General features: G+C 69.4%; 17 protein-coding genes and 2 pseudogenes. 15 read left to right on the plus strand and 4 right to left on the minus strand.

Annotated elements, in window-relative coordinates; genetic code table 11:
* Positions 1-22 precede the first annotated feature (22 nt).
* From ACFJI0_RS05540 to ACFJI0_RS05550, 3 genes are all read left to right on the plus strand, one after another.
* A complete protein-coding gene (locus tag ACFJI0_RS05540; RefSeq protein ID WP_382323716.1) occupies positions 23-1,321 on the plus strand; it encodes an efflux RND transporter periplasmic adaptor subunit in 1,299 nt (432 codons plus the stop codon).
* Between the two features lie 74 nt (positions 1,322-1,395).
* Positions 1,396-4,578 carry an efflux RND transporter permease subunit gene (locus ACFJI0_RS05545; protein WP_382323717.1) on the plus strand — a complete coding sequence of 1,061 codons (3,183 nt, stop codon included), beginning with the start codon at positions 1,396-1,398 and terminating at the stop codon, positions 4,576-4,578.
* A gap of 8 nt (positions 4,579-4,586) precedes the next feature.
* Entirely contained in the window at positions 4,587-6,029 is a 1,443-nt protein-coding gene (locus ACFJI0_RS05550) for an efflux transporter outer membrane subunit (RefSeq protein WP_382323718.1), read from the plus strand.
* A gap of 40 nt (positions 6,030-6,069) precedes the next feature.
* Here the strand turns inward: ACFJI0_RS05550 and ACFJI0_RS05555 are convergent, their stop codons facing one another.
* The gene (locus ACFJI0_RS05555; protein WP_382323719.1) at positions 6,070-6,531 is read right to left on the minus strand and encodes a GNAT family N-acetyltransferase; all 462 of its coding nucleotides are present in this window, start codon (positions 6,529-6,531) and stop codon (positions 6,070-6,072) included.
* A gap of 136 nt (positions 6,532-6,667) precedes the next feature.
* Between ACFJI0_RS05555 and aqpZ the strand changes: the two genes are divergently transcribed.
* Positions 6,668-7,375 (plus strand): aquaporin Z, encoded by a 708-nt coding sequence (gene aqpZ, locus ACFJI0_RS05560; protein WP_382323720.1) that lies wholly within the window; start codon positions 6,668-6,670, stop codon positions 7,373-7,375.
* Here the strand turns inward: aqpZ and ACFJI0_RS05565 are convergent.
* Positions 7,282-8,373, minus strand: coding sequence for a DNA topoisomerase IB (locus ACFJI0_RS05565; protein ID WP_382323721.1), 1,092 nt, complete (start codon positions 8,371-8,373; stop codon positions 7,282-7,284). The two genes, aqpZ and ACFJI0_RS05565, sit on opposite strands and share 94 nt — an antisense overlap.
* A gap of 69 nt (positions 8,374-8,442) precedes the next feature.
* The gene (locus tag ACFJI0_RS05570; RefSeq protein ID WP_382323722.1) at positions 8,443-9,198 is read right to left on the minus strand and encodes an SDR family oxidoreductase; all 756 of its coding nucleotides are present in this window, start codon (positions 9,196-9,198) and stop codon (positions 8,443-8,445) included.
* A 200-nt stretch (positions 9,199-9,398) separates the two neighbouring features.
* Here ACFJI0_RS05570 and ACFJI0_RS05575 point away from each other — a divergent pair, with 200 nt between their 5' ends.
* The 9 genes and pseudogenes from ACFJI0_RS05575 to ACFJI0_RS05615 all read left to right on the plus strand — a co-directional run bounded on the left by ACFJI0_RS05575 (position 9,399) and on the right by ACFJI0_RS05615 (position 16,663).
* On the plus strand, positions 9,399-10,583 hold the full coding sequence (locus ACFJI0_RS05575) for an ABC transporter substrate-binding protein (RefSeq protein ID WP_382323723.1): 1,185 nt from the start codon (positions 9,399-9,401) through the stop codon (positions 10,581-10,583).
* Between the two features lie 31 nt (positions 10,584-10,614).
* Positions 10,615-11,469 carry a branched-chain amino acid ABC transporter permease gene (locus ACFJI0_RS05580; RefSeq protein ID WP_291120566.1) on the plus strand — a complete coding sequence of 285 codons (855 nt, stop codon included), beginning with the start codon at positions 10,615-10,617 and terminating at the stop codon, positions 11,467-11,469.
* Entirely contained in the window at positions 11,466-12,410 is a 945-nt protein-coding gene (locus ACFJI0_RS05585; RefSeq protein WP_382323724.1) for a branched-chain amino acid ABC transporter permease, read from the plus strand. The genes ACFJI0_RS05580 and ACFJI0_RS05585 overlap by 4 nt, the downstream gene beginning before the upstream one ends.
* Positions 12,407-12,796: pseudogene (locus ACFJI0_RS05590) on the plus strand (ATP-binding cassette domain-containing protein); the annotation flags it as partial. The gene ACFJI0_RS05585 and the pseudogene ACFJI0_RS05590, both read left to right, overlap by 4 nt.
* Before the next feature lie 40 nt (positions 12,797-12,836).
* Positions 12,837-13,190, plus strand: a complete 354-nt coding sequence (locus tag ACFJI0_RS05595) for an ATP-binding cassette domain-containing protein (protein WP_382323725.1) — start codon at positions 12,837-12,839, stop codon at positions 13,188-13,190.
* Positions 13,183-13,890 (plus strand): ABC transporter ATP-binding protein, encoded by a 708-nt coding sequence (locus tag ACFJI0_RS05600; protein ID WP_382323726.1) that lies wholly within the window; start codon positions 13,183-13,185, stop codon positions 13,888-13,890. The genes ACFJI0_RS05595 and ACFJI0_RS05600 overlap by 8 nt, the downstream gene beginning before the upstream one ends.
* A complete protein-coding gene (locus tag ACFJI0_RS05605) occupies positions 13,887-14,492 on the plus strand; it encodes a carboxymuconolactone decarboxylase family protein (protein ID WP_382323727.1) in 606 nt (201 codons plus the stop codon). Before ACFJI0_RS05600 ends, ACFJI0_RS05605 begins: the two co-directional genes overlap by 4 nt.
* Positions 14,489-15,046 carry a MarR family winged helix-turn-helix transcriptional regulator gene (locus tag ACFJI0_RS05610; protein WP_382323728.1) on the plus strand — a complete coding sequence of 186 codons (558 nt, stop codon included), beginning with the start codon at positions 14,489-14,491 and terminating at the stop codon, positions 15,044-15,046. Before ACFJI0_RS05605 ends, ACFJI0_RS05610 begins: the two co-directional genes overlap by 4 nt.
* Positions 15,047-15,067: 21 nt before the next feature.
* Positions 15,068-16,663, plus strand: a complete 1,596-nt coding sequence (locus ACFJI0_RS05615; protein ID WP_382323729.1) for an AMP-binding protein — start codon at positions 15,068-15,070, stop codon at positions 16,661-16,663.
* Positions 16,664-16,678: 15 nt separating this feature from the next.
* On the opposite strand, the gene ACFJI0_RS05620 is transcribed toward ACFJI0_RS05615, so the two are convergent.
* On the minus strand, positions 16,679-17,908 hold the full coding sequence (locus ACFJI0_RS05620) for an MFS transporter (RefSeq protein ID WP_382325531.1): 1,230 nt from the start codon (positions 17,906-17,908) through the stop codon (positions 16,679-16,681).
* A 108-nt stretch (positions 17,909-18,016) separates the two neighbouring features.
* On the opposite strand from ACFJI0_RS05620, the pseudogene ACFJI0_RS05625 reads away from it, so the two are divergent.
* Positions 18,017-18,382 (plus strand): annotated as a pseudogene (locus ACFJI0_RS05625) (AraC family ligand binding domain-containing protein); the annotation flags it as partial.
* Between the two features lie 331 nt (positions 18,383-18,713).
* Positions 18,714-18,812 (plus strand): helix-turn-helix domain-containing protein, encoded by a 99-nt coding sequence (locus tag ACFJI0_RS05630; RefSeq protein ID WP_382323730.1) that lies wholly within the window; start codon positions 18,714-18,716, stop codon positions 18,810-18,812.
* Positions 18,813-18,846 lie beyond the last annotated feature (34 nt).

Consider the following 18,846-nt stretch of genomic DNA (forward strand, 5'->3'; position numbering starts at 1 on the left):
TGCATCCGATGAGCCACGCCGGGTGTCCCCCGTCGCCCTGTCCGCCACCGCTCCCTCTCCGGTTCGACAGCGCCCCGGCGCACGGCGCTGGACCCTGGCCCTGGTGGGGGCGGCGGTGCTCGCGCTGGCCGCCTGCGGTGACAAGAAGGCGCCCGCCGCCGCCCCGGCCGCCCCCAGCGTCGGCTACCTGACGGTGGTGGTGCAGGCCCAGGGGCTGACCACCGAACTGGCCGGCCGCACCCGGGCCTCGCAGAGCGCGGAGGTGCGGCCCCAGGTCTCGGGCATCCTGCAGAAGCGGCTGTTCACCGAGGGCTCGGTGGTCAAGGCCGGGCAGCCGCTGTACCAGATCGACGCGCGCACGCTGGAAGCCACCGTCAAGAGCGCCGAGGCGGCCCTGGCGAAGTCGCGCGCCTCCGCGCAGACCGCGCGCACCAACGCCGAGCGCAACGCCGAACTGGTGAAGATCGACGCCATCAGCCGCCAGGTGTTCGACGAAAGCCAGGCCCAGGTGGCCCAGTCGGCAGCCGACGTGGCCGTGGCCCAGGCGGCGCTGGAAAACGCCCGCATCAACCTGCAGTACAGCCGCATCGTGGCCCCCATCGGCGGCCAGATCGACCTCTCCGCGGTGCTGCCCGGTTCGCTGGTCACCGCCAACCAGGCCCAGGCGCTGACCACCATCAGCCAGCTCGACCCCATTCATGTGGACATCACGCAGTCCAGCTCGGAACTGCTCGAGCTGCGGCGCCAGTGGCAGGCCGGCACCTTCGGCAAGGTCGAGGCCGGCGGCGCCCCGGTGCGCCTGGCGCTGGAAGACGGCAGCCGCTACCCGCACGCGGGCAAGCTGCAGTTCACCGGCGCCACCGTGAGCCAGACCACCGGCGCCATCACCCTGCGCGCGGTGTTCCCCAACCCCGACCGCCTGCTGATGCCCGGCATGTACGTGCGCGCGCGCCTGTCCACCGGCGAGGCCAGCGACGCCATCGTGCTGCCGCAGCAGGCGGTGCAGCGCGACCCGGCCGGCAAGCCCAGCGTGCAGCTGCTCAACGCCGACAACAAGATCGAGAAGCGGCCGATCCGGCTGGGCCAGGCCCTGGGCGCCCAGTGGCTGGTGCTCGAAGGCCTGAAGGCGGGCGACCGCGTGATGGTCGAGGGCTTCCAGAAAGCCCGTGTCGGCCAGACCGTGACGCCGCTGGCGATGCGCGTGGAAGGCAACCGCGTGGTGGAGGACAAGCCCACCGCGTCCACCGGGCAGGGCGGACCCGCCGGGCAGGGCGGCCAGGCGGGCCAGATCCCGGCGGCTTCCGCCCCACCCAAGCCCTGAGCGCGACCCACGGGCCACCCCCGACCGGGTGAGCCCGGCCCCCTTCGAGCAAACCGGACTCCACACGCAGCACCATGGCCCACTTCTTCATTCACCGTCCCGTTTTCGCCTGGGTGCTGTCCATCGTGGTCATGCTCGCGGGGTTCATGTCCATCTTCACCCTGCCGCTGGAGCAGTACCCCGACATCGCGCCCCCGCGCGTCTCGATCAACACCATCTACACCGGCGCCTCGGCCGAGACCGTGGCCGACTCCGTCACCCAGGTGATCGAGCAGCAGCTCAAGGGCATCGACAACGTGCTCTACATGAGCTCGACCAGCGACTCCGCCGGCCGCTCGCGCACGCAGCTGACCTTCGCCCCCGGCACCGACATCGACGTGGCCCAGGTGCAGGTGCAGAACAAGCTGCAGACGGCCATGAACCGGCTGCCCGAGGCGGTGAAGAGCCGGGGCGTGTTCGTGAACAAGGGCGGTCAGGACAACCTGATGACCTACGTCTTCACCTCGCCCGACCCCACGGTCACGCAGGTGGCGATCGGTGACTACATCACCAGCAACGTGGTCGACGTGATCTCGCGCATCGACGGCGTGGGCGACGTGAGCGTGTTCGGCACCAGCTACGCCATGCGCATCTGGATGGACCCGGGCAAGCTGGAGCAGTTCGCGCTGATGCCCTCGGACATCGTCTCGGCGCTGAACTCGCAGAACGCCCAGGTCTCCGCCGGCCAGCTCGGCGCGCTGCCCGCGGTGAAGGACCAGATGCTCAACGCCACGATCACGGCGCGCACCAAGCTCAAGACGGTGGACGAATTCCGCGGCATCGTGCTCAAGGCCGCCGCCGACGGTTCGCTCGTCACCGTGGGCGACGTGGCCCGCGTCGAGCTGGACGCCGACAACCTGACGGTGAAGTCCCGCCTGAACAACCAGCCCGGCGCCGGCCTGGGCATCGTGCTGGCCGACGGCGCCAACGCCATGGCCGTGGCCACGGCGGTCAACGCCAAGATGGCCGAACTCGCGCCCTTCTTCCCCGACGGCATCACCGGCGTCATCAGTTCCGACACCACGCCCTATGTGCGCGCCTCCATCAAGGAAGTGGCCGTCACCCTGGCCGAGGCCATGGTGCTGGTGGTGATCGTGATGTTCATCTTCCTGCAGAACCTGCGCGCCACGCTGATCCCCGCCATCGCCGTGCCGGTGGTGCTGCTGGGCACTTTCGGCGTGCTCTCGGTGCTCGGGTACTCCATCAACATGCTCACCATGTTCGCCATGGTGCTGGCGATCGGCCTGCTGGTGGACGATGCGATCGTGGTGGTGGAAAACGTCGAGCGCGTGATGCACCAGGAGGGTCTGCCCGCGAAGGAGGCCACCATCAAGTCCATGGCCGAGATCACACCCGCGCTGGTGGGCATCGGCCTCACGCTCTCGGCGGTGTTCATCCCGATGGCCTTCTTCTCGGGCTCGGTGGGCGTGATCTACCGGCAGTTCTCGGTCGCCATCGTCTCGGCCATGGCGTTCTCGGTGCTGGTGGCGCTCTCGCTCACGCCGGCCCTGTGCGCCACCATCCTCAAACCCACCGAGCACCTGCACGAGGGCGCGCCCGCTCGCAAAGGCATGCTGGGCTGGGTGGACCGCTTCTTCCGCTGGTTCAACGCCGGCTTCGACCGCAACTCCACCCGCTACCAGGGCGCGGTGCGCCAGCTGCTGCTGCGCAGCAAGCGCGTGATGCTGCTGTTCGCGCTGCTCGTCTGCGGCGTGGTGTTCCTGTTCCAGAAGCTGCCCACCTCCTTCCTGCCGGTGGAAGACCAGGGCTTCATCACCGCCAGCGTGACGCTGCCGGCCGGCTCGTCGGACGCGCAGCTCGAAACCGTTCTGCAGGACATCACCCGCTACTTCAACGCCCAGCCCGATGTGCTGCGCGTCAACTCCATCGCGGGCAACAGCGGCAACCAGAGCTCGGGCAACATCTTCGTGCGCCTCAAGCCCTGGGACGAACGCCCCAACCCCGAGCAGAGCGCCGAGGCGATCTCGCGCAAGGCCACGCGCGACCTCTCGCGCATCCGCGCGGCGCGCATCTTCGTCTCCATGCCGCCGGCCGTGCGCGGCCTGGGCTCGGACGCCGGCGTGAACTTCATGCTCAAGGACATCAACGGCCTGGGCAACGAGGCGCTGCGGGCGGCCAAGGACCGCGTGGTCGAGCTGGCCGGCCAGCACCCCTCGCTGACCAACATGCGCACCACCGACTTCGACGTCACCTCCGAACTCAAGGTGGTGATCGACGACCGCAAGGCCGCCGCGCTGGGCCTGTCCACCAACGACATCAACAACGTGCTCTCCAGCGCCGTCGGCGGCTCCTACGTCAACGACTTCGTGCACAACGGCCGCGTCAAGCGCGTCTACGTGCAGGGCGACGCGCCCTACCGCATGCTGCCGCAGGACATCGGCAAGTGGACGGTGCGCAACCGCAACGGCGAGATGGTGCCGCTCGCGGCCTTCACCTCCACCACCTGGACCAGCAGCGCGCCCCAGCTGCTGCGCTACAACGGCTCGCCGGCCATGGAGATGATCGCCAACACGGCGCCCGGCGTGAGCTCGGGCGATGCGATGCGCGCGGTCGAATCCATCATGGCCGAGATGCCGGTGGGCATCGGCTACGAATGGACGGGTGCGTCCCTGCAGGAGCGCCAGTCGGGCGCGCAGGCGCCGCTGCTGTACGCCATTTCCATCCTCTTCGTGTTCCTGTGCCTGGCCGCGCTCTATGAAAGCTGGAGCGTGCCGTTCTCGGTCATCCTCGCGGTGCCGCTGGGCATCGTCGGTGCCTTGCTGGCCACGTACTTCCGGGGCATGTCCAACGACGTGTACTTCCAGGTGGGGCTGTTGACCACCGTGGGGCTGGCGTCCAAGAACGCCATCCTGATCGTGGAGTTCGCGGTGCAGCTGCAGGACCAGGGCCGCAGCATCTTCGACGCCACGCTGGAGGCGGTGCGCCGGCGCCTGCGCCCCATCCTGATGACCTCGCTGGCCTTCGGCTTCGGCGTGCTGCCGCTCGCGCTGGGCACCGGCCCGGGCGCGGCCAGCCGCCAGGCCATCGGCACCGCCGTGCTCGGAGGCACCGTGCTGTCCACCTCGCTGGGCCTGTTCTTCGTGCCCGTGTTCTTCCTGCTGGTGCGCAGCTGGGTGCAGCGCAGGCGCGCGAAGGCCGCCGCCGCCGTGCCGCCCCTGGCCACGCCCGCGCTGTCGCACCAAGGAGGAGAAGCGTGATGCACCCCATGACGACCCCCCCCTTCCAGCGGGCCGCCACCGTCGGCGCCTTGCTCCTGTTGCTGGCCGGTTGCGCCGTGCAACCCCCGGCCAAGCCCGACGTGCAAGGCGTGGTCGCCCCCACGCTGGGCCAGCCGCTGGCCGTGGTGGACGCCAGCGCCGCCGCCGTGCAGACCTCGCAGCGCCTGGCCTGGGTGCAGCACCCGGGCCTGCGCCAGTCGATCGCGCAGGCGCTCACCCACAACCGCGACCTGCGCGTGGCCCTGTCCAACATCGAGCGCGCCCGCGCGCAGTACGGCATCACCAGCGCGGCCCAGCTGCCCACCGTCGCCGCCACCGCGCAGGGCAGCCGCAGCCGCACCGCGGCCGACCTCGCCAGCAATGGCCAGTCCACCACCTCCACGCAGTACACCGCGCAACTCGCCATCACCAGCTTCGAACTCGATTTCTGGGGCCGCGTGCGCAACCTCAACGAGGCGGCGCTGCAGCAGTTCCTGCAGTCCGAGGAAAACCAGCGCAACGTGCGCATCACGCTGGTGGCCGACGTCACCAACGCCTGGCTCAACCTGGCCGCCAACGAAGCCCGCCTGACCCTGGCGCGCGACACCCTGGCCGGCCGCGAAAAGGCCTACCAGCTCACCGAGCGCATCCACCAGCTGGGGGGCACCTCGGGCCTGGTGCTGGCGCAGAACCGCATCACCGTGGAAACCGCGCGCGGCGACGTGGCCGCCTTCACGGCCCAGGTCGCCAAGGACCGCAACGCCCTCGAAGCCCTGGTGGGCAGCGGCCTGCGCCGCGAATGGCTGCCCACCGCCGAGACCCTGCGTGCCGAGCCGGCGGCCGCGCCCGCCGCGCTGATGGCGCTGCCGGCCGAATTGCCGTCGTCCTTGCTGCTCGAGCGCCCCGACGTGCGCGCCTCCGAATACAACCTGCAGGCCTTGTCGGCCAACGTGGCGGCGGCGCGCGCCGCGCTGTTCCCCACCATCAGCCTGAGCACCAGCATCGGCACCGGCAGCCGCGAGCTGGACAACCTGTTCGGCAGCGGCAACAACACCTGGAGCTTCGTGCCGCAGATCCGCTGGCCGATCTTCGACGGCGGCGCCGCGCGCGCCTCGGTCGACGTGGCCCAGGCCAACCGCGACATCGCGGTGGCCCAGTACGAAAAAGCCATCCAGACCGCGTTTCGCGAAGCCTCGGACGCGCTGGCCGAACGCGCGCAATGGGAGGCCCGCCTGGCGGCGCAGCAGGCCGTGGTGGACGCCAACGCGCGCGCCTTCGAACTCTCCGAAGCGCGCTTCACCTCGGGCGTGGACAACTACCTCACCGTGCTCGACGCGCAACGCGGCCTGTACGCCGCGCAGCAGGCCTTGATCGCCCTGCGGCAGTCCGAACAGGCCAACCGCGTGGCGCTGTGGAAGGTGCTGGGCGGCAACCTGACGCCGGCCTCCTGACGCCCGACGGCCCGCAGCGGCGGCCGGCCTTCGGCCCGCATCAGCCCAAGGCCCGGAATTTCAGGAAACGCTGGCCTTCGTACGTCAGTTCGCCATCCGGGGCGAAGCCGAGTCTGGCCAGGCCCCGGGTTCGAGAACGACTCGGCGGCAGCAGAATGCTGACCGCGCCAATGCCGAGTTCCGCCCGGCGGTTCATGAAGCCGCGAAACATCTCGGCACCGTGTCCCCAGTAGGCCGGCAGCAGAACCAGCGCGAGGTCGGCCTCATCGCCTTCGCGCTGAAAACCGCCCCAGCCTGCAAACTGGCCGTCCACCCGGATGGACCACGGCCCATAGCCACGCTCCAGCCATTGCGCGTCTTTGCCCTTGGCCCAGTCCGCGGCAGCGTCCCGCGTCCAATGGCGATCAGCGAGTGGCATGTGGCGGATCACGTCCGGGTGATTCAGGAGACTCATCCAGTCTTCGGTCGGGATGTCGGAGAACGGGTGCAGCGTGAAGGCCATGCCTGGGTATTTCAAAAGTCAACAAGGGGCGGGATGGAGCGCCGGGCGCGGGTGTGTGTCAAATCATTGTTAATCGGCTTGCGCGGGCTCTCTCGCCTGCTTATCTTCGCTGCCTCTCGACTCGCCTCCAAGCAGCATGAAAAACAGCAACCTGAAAAAATGGTCCGCCGAGTTCCTCGGCACGTTCTGGCTCACGTTCGGCGGCTGCGGCAGCGCGGTGCTGGCGGCGGCCTTTCCGCAGCTCGGCATCGGCTTCGTCGGCGTCTCCCTGGCTTTCGGCCTGACGGTGCTGACCGGCGCCTACGCCTTCGGGCCGATCTCCGGCGGCCACTTCAATCCGGCGGTCTCGCTGGGCCTGGCGCTCGGGGGCCGCTTCCGCGCGGCCGAGCTGCCGGGCTATGTGGTCTCGCAGGTGCTGGGTGCCGTGGCCGCGGCCGGCGTGCTGTACCTCATCGCCACCGGCAAGCCGGGCTTTGAAGTGGGCGGTTTCGCGACCAATGGCTTTGGCGAGCACTCGCCCGGCGGCTACGACATGACGGCCGCGCTGCTGACCGAAGTGGTGCTTACCGCCGTGTTCCTGCTCGTCATCCTCGGCGCCACCGCGAAACGCGCGGCCGCCGGCTTCGGCGGCCTGGCCATCGGCCTGTGCCTGACCCTGATCCACCTGATCTCGATCCCGGTCACCAACACCTCGGTCAACCCGGCGCGCAGCACCGGCCCGGTGCTGTTCGGCCCGGCCATCGCGCTGGATCAACTCTGGCTGTTCTGGCTCGCGCCCCTGGTCGGCGCGGCCATCGGGGCGCTGATCTGGCGCGCCTTGCTGGCCGACGGCGACGAAGGCTGAGCCGCCTTCTTCTTGCGGCGCGACAGCAGGCGCAACAGCGCGCTTTCGGTGGTGCCGCTGGCTTTCTCTTCTTTCCTCGCCGGGCCGTCGAGCACGGCCTGCAGCACCGCCGGGTGGATGTAGAAGCGGCGGCACACCGCCTGCGTGTTGCCGATCTGCCGGGCCACCTGGCGCACCACTTCGACCACCGTGGCGCGCGTGGGCGCCACCGCGTCCCCGGGTGCGGAGGGCGCCAGCCCGGCGGTCAGCTCCAGCGCGAGCACGCTGGCGTGCCAGGTGCGGAAATCCTTGGCCGTGAAGTCGTGGCCGCTCACGCGCCGCAGGTATTGGTTGACGTGTTGTGAGCGCACCGGGCGGCGCCGCCCGGCGTCGTCGATGTACTGGAACAGGTGTTGCCCTGGCAGGTCCTGGCAGCGCTGCACGATGCGGGCGGTGGCCGGGTCGGTGAGCCGCGCGGTCTGCTCCACGCCGCTCTTGCCGCGGAATCGGATCTCCAGGCTGGCCGCGCGCGTGCGCACATGGCGGTTGCGCAGGGTGGTCAGGCCGAACGAACCGTTCTCCGTCGCGTAGGCCTCATTGCCCACGCGCAGCGCGGTGCGGTCCAGCAGCCGCACGATGGCGGCCACCACGGTGTCCAGCGTCAGTTCGTGGCTGCGCAGGTCGCGCGTCACCGCGCGGCGAATGCGCGGCAGGGTGCGGCCGAATTCGCGCATGCGGTCGAACTTCTGCTGTTCGCGCCTGGCCTGCCAGTCGGCGTGGTAGCGGTACTGCTTGCGGCCCCGCGCATCGCGCCCCGTGGCCTGCAGGTGCCCGCGCGCGCTGGGGCAGATCCACACCTCGGTGTAGGCGGGTGGAATCGCCAGGCGCTTGATGCGGTCCAGCTGCGCGGCGTCGCGGATCGCGCGCCCGGTGGCGCTCAGATAGGCAAAGCCCTTGCCTCGGCGCACGCGGGTCCAGCCGGGGGTGTCGTCCTGCGCGTAGGTGAGTGGGGCGGGCATGGTGCCAGTGTCCGCGCCCCGCGCGCGGCGTGTGTCGGCGCCGTCCGTATGGTGTGTAGGAAGGGGCCGTCAGCCCCGGCCCACGAACGGCATCTGGCTGGCCATCACCGTCATGTTGAGCACATTGGTGGACAGCGGCAGGCCCGCCATGTAGCGCACGGCCTCGGCCACGTGCGCCACGTCCATCATGGGTTCGGTGGCGATGGTGCCGTTGGCCTGGCGCACGCCCTGCGTCATGCGGGCCGAGAGCTCGGTCAGCGCGTTGCCGATGTCGATCTGGCCGCACACGATGTTGTAGGGCCGGCCGTCCAGCGCGATGGTCTTGGTCAGGCCCAGCACCGCGTGCTTGCTCGCCGTGTAGGGGCAGCTGAAGGGGCGGGGCGCGTGGGCCGAGATCGAGCCGTTGTTGATGATGCGCCCGCCCTGCGGGGTCTGCCGGCGCATCAGGCCGAAGGCGGCGCGCGCGCAGAGGTAGACGCCGGTCACGTTGGTGTCGATCACGTCCTTCCAGCGCTCGACCGGCAGCTCGTCCATGGGCACGGCCGGCGCGTTCACGCCCGCGTTGTTGAACAGCACGTCGAGCCGCCCATAGCGCTGTTCGATCTGATCGAACAGCGCCTGCACGCTGTGCTCGTCCCGCACGTCGGCGGGGATGGCGACCGCGTTGGGCCCACCCGCTTGCGCCACCGCCGCCAGCGGCTCGGGGCGGCGCCCGGTGAGCACGACGTGGTAACCGTCCTTCAACAAGCCGAGCGCCACGGCGCGGCCGATGCCGCTGCCCGCGCCCGTGACCAGGGCGATCTTGGAAGTTGTCTCTGAAGCCATGCGAATCCTTGGGGAGTGGAGGTGGATGGGGCGAGGGCCATGTTAATCGGCGGTCCGGGCGCTCTATCACCTGGGCTCCGGGAAAACCCCGGTGCTTATGCCAACCAACGGATATATAACAACAATGTTGGTATATCTCGATATCGGGTGTATCGACACGCGTCGAACCGGAACACGGCATCACAAACAGGAGACAAGTCATGAATCGAACACTCGCATCGCATGTGCGCCTGGTCACGCTGGCGGCGGGCTGCCTGCTGGGCGGCGCGTCCGCTCTGGCGCAGGACGCCTTCCGCATCGCAGGCATCGTGCCGCTCAGCGGCGCCTGGGGCATCGTGGGAGAGAACATGCGCCGAGGCGCCACCATCGCCTTCGAGGAGCGCAACAACCGCGTGCTGGGCAAGCCCATCGAGGCGGTGTGGGAAGACACCGAGACGTCCACCCAGGTGGCGGTGCAGAAGACCACGCGGGTCCTGGCGCGCGACACGCACACCCTGTTCGGCGAGGTGAGTTCGGGCTCCACGCTGGCGATCATGAAACTCACCGAGCAGCGCAAGGTGCCGCAGATCATTACGCTCTCGGCGGACGACCGCATCACCGGTGCCGACAAGACGCGCTACGCCTTCCGCACCTCCAACACCGCGGCGATGGAGAACCGCATGATCGGCGAGTTCGCCAAGCGCCAGGGCGTGAAGAAGGTCTACGGCATCGTGTCGGACTACCAGGTGGGCCGCGACATGTGGGCCTCGCTCAAGGCCGACATGGAGAGCAAGGGCATCGCGATCGCGGGCATCGACTTCACGCCGATCGGCACCAAGGACTACGCGATCCTGCTGGACAAGGCGATGAAGTCCGGCGCCGACGGCCTGGCGCTCATCGTGGTGGGCGGCGACACCGTGACCTCGCTCAAGCAGGGCGGCGACGTGGGCCTGGCGAGCAAGATGAAGGTGATGGGCACCATGCTGATGGACGAAACACAGGGCCAGTCGGTCGGCGCCGGCGGCGCGCTCGGTGTGCATTCCACGCTGCGTTACCACTTCACCCAGGACACGCCGCGCAACAAGCGCTTCGTGGCCGCCTACCGCGCGAAATACGGCGAGCTGCCCAGCCAGTACGCGGGCGAGGCCTACGACGGCATGAGCTGGTGGCTCGACGTGGTCGAGAGCACCGGCGTGTGGGACAAGGAAAAGTGGGTCGACGCGTTCAGGAACAGCGTGCGCAACGACTCGGTGGAGGGCGCCAAGCGCATGCGCGCCTGCGACAACCAGGCCGAGCAGGTGGGCCTGTTCGGCACCGCCGTCGCCGGTGGCGCGGGCCAGCCACCCGTCACGATGAAGGTCACCGAAACCTTCACCGCGCAGGACCTCTTCAAGCCCTGCCAGTGAGCGGGCCCGCACCGGCGAGCGAGCAACCTCCATGTCCACCTTCGTCATCGGTCTGAGCATCGGCATGCTGCTGTTCCTGCTGGCCGCGGGGCTGACGCTGATCTTCGGCATGCTGCGCATCATCAACTTCGCGCACGGCGCGCTCTACATGCTGGGGGCCTACCTGGCGTTCCAGATCGCGTGGTGGGCCGGTTTCTGGTGGGCCATCGCCCTGGTGCCGGTGCTGCTGGCGCTGGTGGGGGTGCTGATCGAGCGGCTCACGCTGCGGCCCATCTACTCGGCGCCGCACGAGTTCCAGCTGCTCATCACCTTCGGGCTCATTCTGGTGCTCGAAGAAGTGGTGCGCGCCACCTGGGGGCTGAGCGGCAAGAGCATCGCGGTGCCGCCGTGGTTGTCGGGCAGCGTCGCGCTGTTCGACACGGACGTCTCGCGCTACCGCCTGTTCGTCATCGCCGTCGGCGCGGCCACCATGGCCGTGCTGCTGCTGGGCATCGAGCGCTCGCGCATCGGGCTGGTGATCCGTTCGTGCAGCACGCACCCCTTGATGGCCGCCACCCTGGGGGTGCGTGTGGACCGCGTGCGCACGGCGGTGTTCGCCGTGGGCGCGGCGCTCGCCGGCCTGGGCGGCGCCATGGCCGGGCCGATGCTGCCGATCCAGCTGCAGATGGGCGGCACCATCATCCTGGACTGTTTCATCGTGGTCATCATCGGTGGCCTGGGCAACATCCGCGGCGCCATGGTGGGCGCGCTGCTGATCGGCATGACCCGCGCCTTTGGCCAGCAATACCTGCCCGACTGGATCGACACGCTGACCTACGCCGTGCTCATCGCCACGCTGCTGCTGCGGCCGCAGGGCCTTTTCAGCAAGAAGGAGCGACTCGCATGAGCCGTATCGAACGCCTGGACATCCGGCTGTGCCTGCTGGCCATGGCCATCCTCGTGGCACTGCGCATCGGCACGCGCGACGAGGGCATTCTTTTCGTCGCCTGCCTGGTCATGGTGTGGTCCATCTTCGCGCTGGCTTACGACCTGGTGTTCGGCACCACGGGCATCCTCTCCTTCGGCCACGCCGCCTACTTCGGCATGGGCGCCTACGGCATGGCCTGGGCGCAGATGCACGGCGGCCTGCCATTCAGCCTGGGTCTGGTGGCCGCCGCGCTGCTGGGCGCGGCCTGCGCCTGGGCCGTGAGCCTGATCGGCAGCCGCATCACCGGCCTGTTCTTCTCACTGCTCACGCTGATGCTGGCCGAGCTCATGTCCATCCTCATGCTCACGCGCCTGCGTGGCCTCTCCGGCGGGGTGGACGGCCTGCCCGGCGTGGCGCGGCCGGCCTGGGGCGAGATCGACTTCTTCCACAACGCCAACTTCTTCTGGGTCGTGTACGTGGTGTTCGTGGCCGTGGTGCTGGCTTGCTGGGTGCTGCGCCGTTCGCCGCTGGGGCAGGCCTGGCAGGCGGTGCGGCAGAACCCGGTGCGCGCCGAGCAGCTCGGTTTTGGCGTGCGGCCGTTGCGCCAGTCCGCCATGGCCGTCTCCGGTGCGCTCTCGGGCGTCGCCGGCGGCCTGCTGGCCTCGTTGATGATGTACACCGGCCCGCAGATGCTGAACTGGAAAACCTCGGGCGACGTTCTCATCATGACACTGCTCGGTGGCAGCGGCACGCTGCTCGGCCCCATCGTCGGCGTGGCGTTCTTCGAGGTGCTGCGCGAAGTGCTCGCGGCCTATTCCGACTACTGGTACGGCCTGGTGGGCCTGGTGTTCATCCTGTGCACGCTCTTTCTGCGCAAGGGGCTGGCCGGTACCGCACTGCACTGGTGGAGCCAACGATGAAGACCGCTACCCAGGCGCCAGCCATCGCGTGTTCGGGCATCACGGTCGAGTTCGACGGCTTCGTCGCCCTCAACAACGTGGCGCTGGACGTGCCCACGGGCAAGACCGTGGGCCTCATCGGCCCCAACGGCGCGGGCAAGACCACGCTGCTCAATGCCATCAGTGGCCGCGCGCCGCTCAAGTCCGGCCGCATCGAACTCTGGGGTGATGAGATCACGCGCCTCTCGGTCGCCGCGCGCACGCGCCGGGGCCTGGGGCGCAGCTTCCAGATCATCAACATCTTCCAGGAGATGACCACCTTCGAGAACCTGCGCGTGGCCGCGCAGCCGCCGCGTTTTCGCCTGCAGCCCTTCTGGCGGCCGGTGGACCGGTGGGGCGAGCTGGGCGAGCGGGCGCGCGAGGTCGCGTCCGTCGTCGGCCTGTCCGATGTGCTGGACCGGCCCGCTGCGCACGCTCAGTCACGGCCGCCAGCGCGCGGTGGAACTCGGCCTGGCGCTCATGGCCGACCCGCGCGTGTTGCTGCTGGACGAGCCGCTGGCCGGTGTGGGGCACCACGAGATCGCCGCCACGCTGGAGCTGATCGAACGCGTGCGCGAGCACCGCACCGTGCTGCTGGTGGAACACAACATGGACGTGGTCATGAAGCTGTCCGACGAGATCGTCGTGATGATGGGTGGCGAGGTGCTCATGCGAGGCACGCCCGCCGAAGTGCGCGCCGACCCGCGCGTGAAGCGTGCCTACCTGGGCGACGACAACCGCCAGGAGGTGGCCCATGCTTGAGTTGAAGAACGCCGACGTGTTCTACGGCAAGGCGCAGGCCTTGCACGGCGTCTCCATCGCCTGCGCGCCCAACGAAGTGCTCGCGCTGGTGGGCCGCAATGGCGCGGGCAAGTCCACCACGCTGCGCGCGATGATGGGGCAGATTCCCCTGTGGCAGGGGCAGCGCGAGCTCGATGGCCAGGACATCACGGGCCTGTCGCTGCCCGATTCGAGCCGGCGCGGCATCGCGCTCGTGCCCGACAGCCGGGACATCATCAGCGGCCTGAGCGCCGAGGAAAACCTCTTGCTCGCCAGCCTGAGCCATCCGCCCGGGCATTGGACCATCGAGCGCGTGTACGCCCTGTTTCCGCGCCTGCGCGAACGGCGGCTGGCGCAGGGCACGTCGCTGTCCGGCGGCGAGCAGCAGATGCTGGCCATTGGCCGCGCGCTGCTCACCAACCCGCGTTACCTGCTGCTGGACGAGCCCACCGAAGGGCTCGCGCCCGTCATCATCGAGCAGATCGTGGCGGCCATCGAGTTCGTGAGCCGCGCCGGTGTGTCGGTGCTGCTGGTGGAGCAGAACTTCCGCGTGCCCCGGCGCGTCGCGCAACGCTTCTGCCTGCTCGACAGCGGGCGCGTGGTGTGGAGCGGCGGCCGCGACCAGATCGACGACCGGCTGGAGGCCATGCTCTCCGGCCTGCAACACGAGATCCCCGCATGAACCTGCCGAACACCGCGCGCGCCGCCCCGCTGGCCGCCGACGATCCCCGCTCGCAGAACCCGCAGCTCGAAGACCTGGTGAACTTCGTCGGCTACCGGCCCCACGCCCTGCTCACCATGGCGCGCAAGCCCGGCGTGCTGCCGGCGGTGCTGGGCTTGGTGCAGACCACGCTGCGCGGCGATGGGTTGATCGAGCCCGGCCTGCGCTTTCTGCTGGGGGCCGAAGCCTGCCGGGGCGCGCGCTGCGCCTACAGCGCCGTGCATGTGGTGCACGCCGCGCAGCACGCGGGCGTGGGCTGGGCGGCCTTGGCCGCCTTGCCCGAGTACCTCGACAGCGCGCACTTCGGCGAACGCGAACGCGCGGCCCTGCGCATCGCCAGCGCGGGCGCCACGCTGCCCGTGGGCGATGCCAGCCAGGCGTTCGACGAGGCGCGCCGGCACTTCGCCGAGGACGAGCTGATCGAGATCGTCTCCATCGTGGCCTTGTTCGGCTGGTTCAACCGCTGGAACAGCCTGATGCGGACCACCCTCGAACCCGAGCCCGCCCAGGCGCTGCATCATGTAGGCTGGTTGCAACAACTGTGGAAGGAAACCCACCCGTGAGCCTGGCCGATACCGCCCCCAAGACCCGCCGGACCCGCCCACCCAAAGCGGCCCCCGACACGCAGGCCCAGGCGCCGGGGCTGGACGCCGAGCGCGCCGCGATGCGCACGCTGGAACTGGTGTTCTTCGTGCACCTGCAGATGGCCGATATCGCCGACCAGGTGCTGATGGACCACGGCCTGGGCCGTCCCCACCACCGCGTGCTCCACTTCGCGGGACGCACGCCCGGCATCACCGTGGGCTCGCTGATGTCGCTGCTGCGCATCAGCAACCAGGCCCTCTCGCGCACCACCAACCAGCTCACCACCATGGGGCTGCTGGAACAGCGCTACAGCACCGAAGACCGCCGCGTGCGCCAGAACTACCTCACCGCCGACGGGCAGGCCTTGCTCGGTTTGCTCACGCAGCGGCAGATCGCGCTGATCGGGCAGGCGCAGGCGCGGCTCTCCAAGGCGGAGATCGAAGGCATGTGGAACGGCCTCTCCGTCATGGTGCGGCCGGAAGACATGGCCTGGGTCACCACGCATCCCTTCGACCTCCCGACACCACCCTGACCCACCCCGACACCACCGAACATGTACAGCGAGATCCACAACCCCCGCCGCTGGCTGCTGAGCGCCGCGCTCAAGGAACGGGCCACCCGGTCGCCCGACGCCCCCTGGCTCACCGACAGCGAGGGTGCGAGCCTCAGCTTCGGGCAGGCGCACACCCACAGCCTGCGCGCGGCCGGCTTCTTCGAGCGCCTGGGCGTGCGGCGCGCCGACCGCGTCGGCGTGTTCATGTTCAACGGCTGCGACTTCGCCACCGCATGGATGGGGCTGGCCCACCTGGCCGCCACCACCGTGTTCCTCAACACCGAGCTGCGCGCCACGTTCCTGCGGCACCAGCTCGTCGACTCCGCGCTGGGTTGCGTGGTGGTCGATGCCGAGCTGCTCGGCGCGCTCGCCGACATCGCCGACGAGGTGCCCGACCTGCGCACCGTCATCGTGGTGGGCGGGCCGTCCAGCGCCAGGCTGCCCGAGCGCTGGCAGGTGCTCGCCTGGCCGGACTGGGCCCAGCAGCCCGACTGGGACGGCCCCGGCCCCGCGCCCGAAGACATCGCCTGCATCATGTACACCTCGGGCACCAGCGGACCGAGCAAGGGCGTGCTCATGCCCCACGCGCATTGCGCGCTCTACGGCATCGGCACGATCCAGTGCGTGGAACTCACGGCGCAGGACCGCTACTACGTCAGCCTGCCGCTGTTCCACGCCAACGGCCTGCTCATGCAGCTGGGCGCCACGCTGCTGGCCGGCATCCCCGCCTTCGTGCGCCGCCGCTTCAGCGCCAGCGCCTGGCTGGCCGACGTGCGCGAACACGGGGCCACCGTGACCAACCTGCTGGGCGCCACCGCCGGTTTCATCATCCACCAGCCGCCCTCGGCGCAGGACCGCGAGCACTCGCTGCGCGCCGTGCTCACCGCCCCGAACCTGGCCCAGCACGAGGCCGCCTTCCGCGAGCGCTTCGGCGTGAAAGACATCGTCTCGGGCTTCGGCATGACCGAGGTCAACATCCCCATCTGGGGCCGCATCGGCCGCTCCGTGCCCGGCGCGGCGGGTTGGACGCACGAACAGCACTTCGAGGTGCGCATCGCCGATCCCGAGACCGACGAGGCCCTGCCGCCGGGCCAGATGGGCGAGATCCTCGTGCGCCCCAAGGTGCCCTTCGGCTTCATGGCCGGCTACTTCAATGCCCCGGCCAAGACCGTGGAGGCCTGGCGCAACCTCTGGTTCCACACCGGCGACGCCGGCACCATGCGGGAAGACGGCCTGGTCACCTTCGTGGACCGCATCAAGGACTGCATCCGCCGGCGCGGCGAGAACATCTCGGCCACCGAAGTGGAAGAGGTTGTGGCCGCGCTGCCGGGCATCGAGGAAGTGGCCGCCTACGCCGTGCCCTCGGACGTGCCGGGTGGCGAAGACGAGGTCATGCTCGCGCTCGTGCCCAAGGCGGGCGCCACGCTGGACGGTGCGGAGATCCTGCGCATCGCCAGCGGGCAACTGCCGCGCTTTGCCAAGCCGCGCTTCGTCAAGTTCGTGGAGGCCCTGCCCAAGACCGCCACCGGCAAGGTGCAGCGCGCGGTGCTGCGCAAGCAGGGCATCGAGGGCGCGCTGGACGTGCAACAGGGCTGAGGCACTCTCTCTCCATCAAGGCGCGTGACCCGTGCTCGTGGGGGCGGGCGTGGACGGCAGCTGGCTCAAGATCAGCAGCGTGATCACCGAGGTGGCCGCCATCACACCGAGCAGGGCGGTGAAGCCGGCCTGCTTGACCACCGGACCGATCAGCCACACCGCCAGCGAACTCGCGCCCAGCGACACCGCCAGGCGCATGCCCGAGACGCGGGAGCGCAGGCTGTCGTCGACGAAGCGCACGATCATCGCGTCGGTGAACGGGATGGCGCCGAAGATCGTCGCCATGAAGAGGAACTGCACGGCGTAGAAGGCCCAGCCGTCCAGCACCATCGACAAGCCCAGCAGCACGGCCTGCGCCGCGATGATGCTCACGTACAGCGACTTGAGCGCCACCCGGTCGATCAGGTGTCCCACGAGCAACTGCGTGAACGAGGCCACCGCGTAGATCGCGGCGAGCAGCAGGCCGATCTGCGCCGGGTCCTGAAGAAGGGCCTGCAGGCGATCGCTCAGCAGCTCGTAGTTGCTGTTGGTCGAGAAGTTGAACAACAGGCTGCCGCTGGTGGCGGCGATGGTCATCACCAGGAAGAGCCTGGCCATGGACACATCGGCCGGCGCCACGGTGGTGGCGGACTTCTTCTTCGCGGGCGCGGCCTGTTCGCGCGTGGCGAGCAGCGCGAAGGCCACGCCGAACAGCAGGCACAGGGCGCCCGGCACCGCGAACGCCATGCGCCAGCCGAAGTACTTCACCAGGAAGCCGGTGGCGACCGCCGCCACGGCCACGCCCAGGTTGCCCACCAGGCCGTTGATGCCGATGGTCCAGCCCGGGCGCGGCGCGCCCTGCACCAGCATGGGAATGCCCACCGGGTGGTAGATCGACGCGAAACAGCCCAGCAGCGCCAGCGCCAGCGCCATCTGCAGTGGCGTCTGCGTCGCGCTCACCAGCAGGGCCGCGCCACCCATGCCGAAGAAGAACACCAGCATCATGCGGCGGCGGCCCCACTGGTCGCCCAGCTTGCCCGAGGGCAGCGAGCCCACGCCGAAGAAAAAGAAGGCCGCCACGCTGTACGGCATCAGGTCCTCCCAGCGCGCCACGCCGAACTCGTGCGCGATCGTCGTCACGGCGGTGGCAAAAATCAGCAGGAACATGTGGTCGATCGCGTGACCGATGTTCAGCAGCCACTGCGCTGCGCATGGAATTTCGGGCAGGGCTGGAGGCGAGGGCGGGGTGCGTTGGCATACGTGAATGAAATGAAGGTCCGGCAGAGGATCAGGCAGGAAGGGCCTGTCAGAATTGTGGTGGAGGCGGCAACGCCTGTCTCGCGCTGAATGACCAACAACCATCTCAAAAGCGACATGGCCATCTCACCCCGGCCCCCGGCCCTTTCCGACGTGCTGGACGCGATCGACGCGCAGAACTCACCCATCTTCGCGCGCTCGACCGACTACCCCTCGGGCTGGCACATCGAACCGCACGCGCACGCCAAGCACCAGCTGATCTATGCCGTGCGCGGCGTCATGGTGGTGCAGGCGGAGGCCGGCCGCTGGGTGGTGCCGCCCACGCGCGCGATCTGGATGCAGAGGGGCATGACGCACGAGATCCGCTGCGTCGGCGAGGTGCACATGCGCAGCCTCATGGTGGCGCCGAAGGCCGCGCCCCGGTTGATGGACAGGACGCAGGCCGTCGCCATCTCGCCCCTGCTGCGCGAGCTGATCCGCGCCGCCATGGACGTGCCGCAACCCTACGCGCCAGGCACGCGCGACGGCCGCCTGATGCGCCTCATCCTCGACGAGCTGCGGGCCCTGCCGGTGCTGCCCCTGTACCTGCAGATGCCCACCGACCCCCGGCTGCTGCAGATCGCCGCGGTGCTGCAACGCCGGCCGGACGACCCGTCCACCATGGCCGACTGGGCACGGCGCCTGGCCATCGACGTGAAGACCATCCAGCGGCTCTTCATCAAGGACACCGGCATGACCTTCGCCCAGTGGCGACAGCAGGCGCGGCTGCTGCGCGCGCTGGAGCGATTGCGCAACCGGCGAGAAGGTCATCGACGTGGCGCTCGCACTCGGTTACGAGAGCCCGAGCGCCTTCGCGGCCATGTTCCGCAAACACTTCGGTCAGACACCGAGCCAGTTTTTTCTGGAAGCCTGAACAGCGACGCGATGACGGAACCAGGCGGCCAGAG

Source organism: Hydrogenophaga sp. UC242_53, assembly GCF_042696965.1.
Taxonomy (GTDB): Bacteria; Pseudomonadota; Gammaproteobacteria; order Burkholderiales; family Burkholderiaceae_C; genus Hydrogenophaga.

Excerpts from the sequence above, each read along its gene's own strand:
- ACFJI0_RS05595 (WP_382323725.1), top strand. The coding sequence starts at position 12,837 with ATGTGCTGGACCGGCCCGCTGCGCACGCTCAGTCACGGCCGCCAGCGC.
- ACFJI0_RS05585 (WP_382323724.1), top strand. The coding sequence starts at position 11,466 with ATGAGCCGTATCGAACGCCTGGACATCCGGCTGTGCCTGCTGGCCATG.
- ACFJI0_RS05615 (WP_382323729.1), top strand. The coding sequence starts at position 15,068 with ATGTACAGCGAGATCCACAACCCCCGCCGCTGGCTGCTGAGCGCCGCG.
- ACFJI0_RS05580 (WP_291120566.1), top strand. The coding sequence starts at position 10,615 with ATGTCCACCTTCGTCATCGGTCTGAGCATCGGCATGCTGCTGTTCCTG.
- ACFJI0_RS05565 (WP_382323721.1), bottom strand. The coding sequence starts at position 8,373 with ATGCCCGCCCCACTCACCTACGCGCAGGACGACACCCCCGGCTGGACC.
- ACFJI0_RS05550 (WP_382323718.1), top strand. The coding sequence starts at position 4,587 with ATGACGACCCCCCCCTTCCAGCGGGCCGCCACCGTCGGCGCCTTGCTC.
- ACFJI0_RS05605 (WP_382323727.1), top strand. The coding sequence starts at position 13,887 with ATGAACCTGCCGAACACCGCGCGCGCCGCCCCGCTGGCCGCCGACGAT.
- ACFJI0_RS05555 (WP_382323719.1), bottom strand. The coding sequence starts at position 6,531 with ATGGCCTTCACGCTGCACCCGTTCTCCGACATCCCGACCGAAGACTGG.
- ACFJI0_RS05575 (WP_382323723.1), top strand. The coding sequence starts at position 9,399 with ATGAATCGAACACTCGCATCGCATGTGCGCCTGGTCACGCTGGCGGCG.
- ACFJI0_RS05545 (WP_382323717.1), top strand. The coding sequence starts at position 1,396 with ATGGCCCACTTCTTCATTCACCGTCCCGTTTTCGCCTGGGTGCTGTCC.
- aqpZ (WP_382323720.1), top strand. The coding sequence starts at position 6,668 with ATGAAAAACAGCAACCTGAAAAAATGGTCCGCCGAGTTCCTCGGCACG.
- ACFJI0_RS05570 (WP_382323722.1), bottom strand. The coding sequence starts at position 9,198 with ATGGCTTCAGAGACAACTTCCAAGATCGCCCTGGTCACGGGCGCGGGC.
- ACFJI0_RS05600 (WP_382323726.1), top strand. The coding sequence starts at position 13,183 with ATGCTTGAGTTGAAGAACGCCGACGTGTTCTACGGCAAGGCGCAGGCC.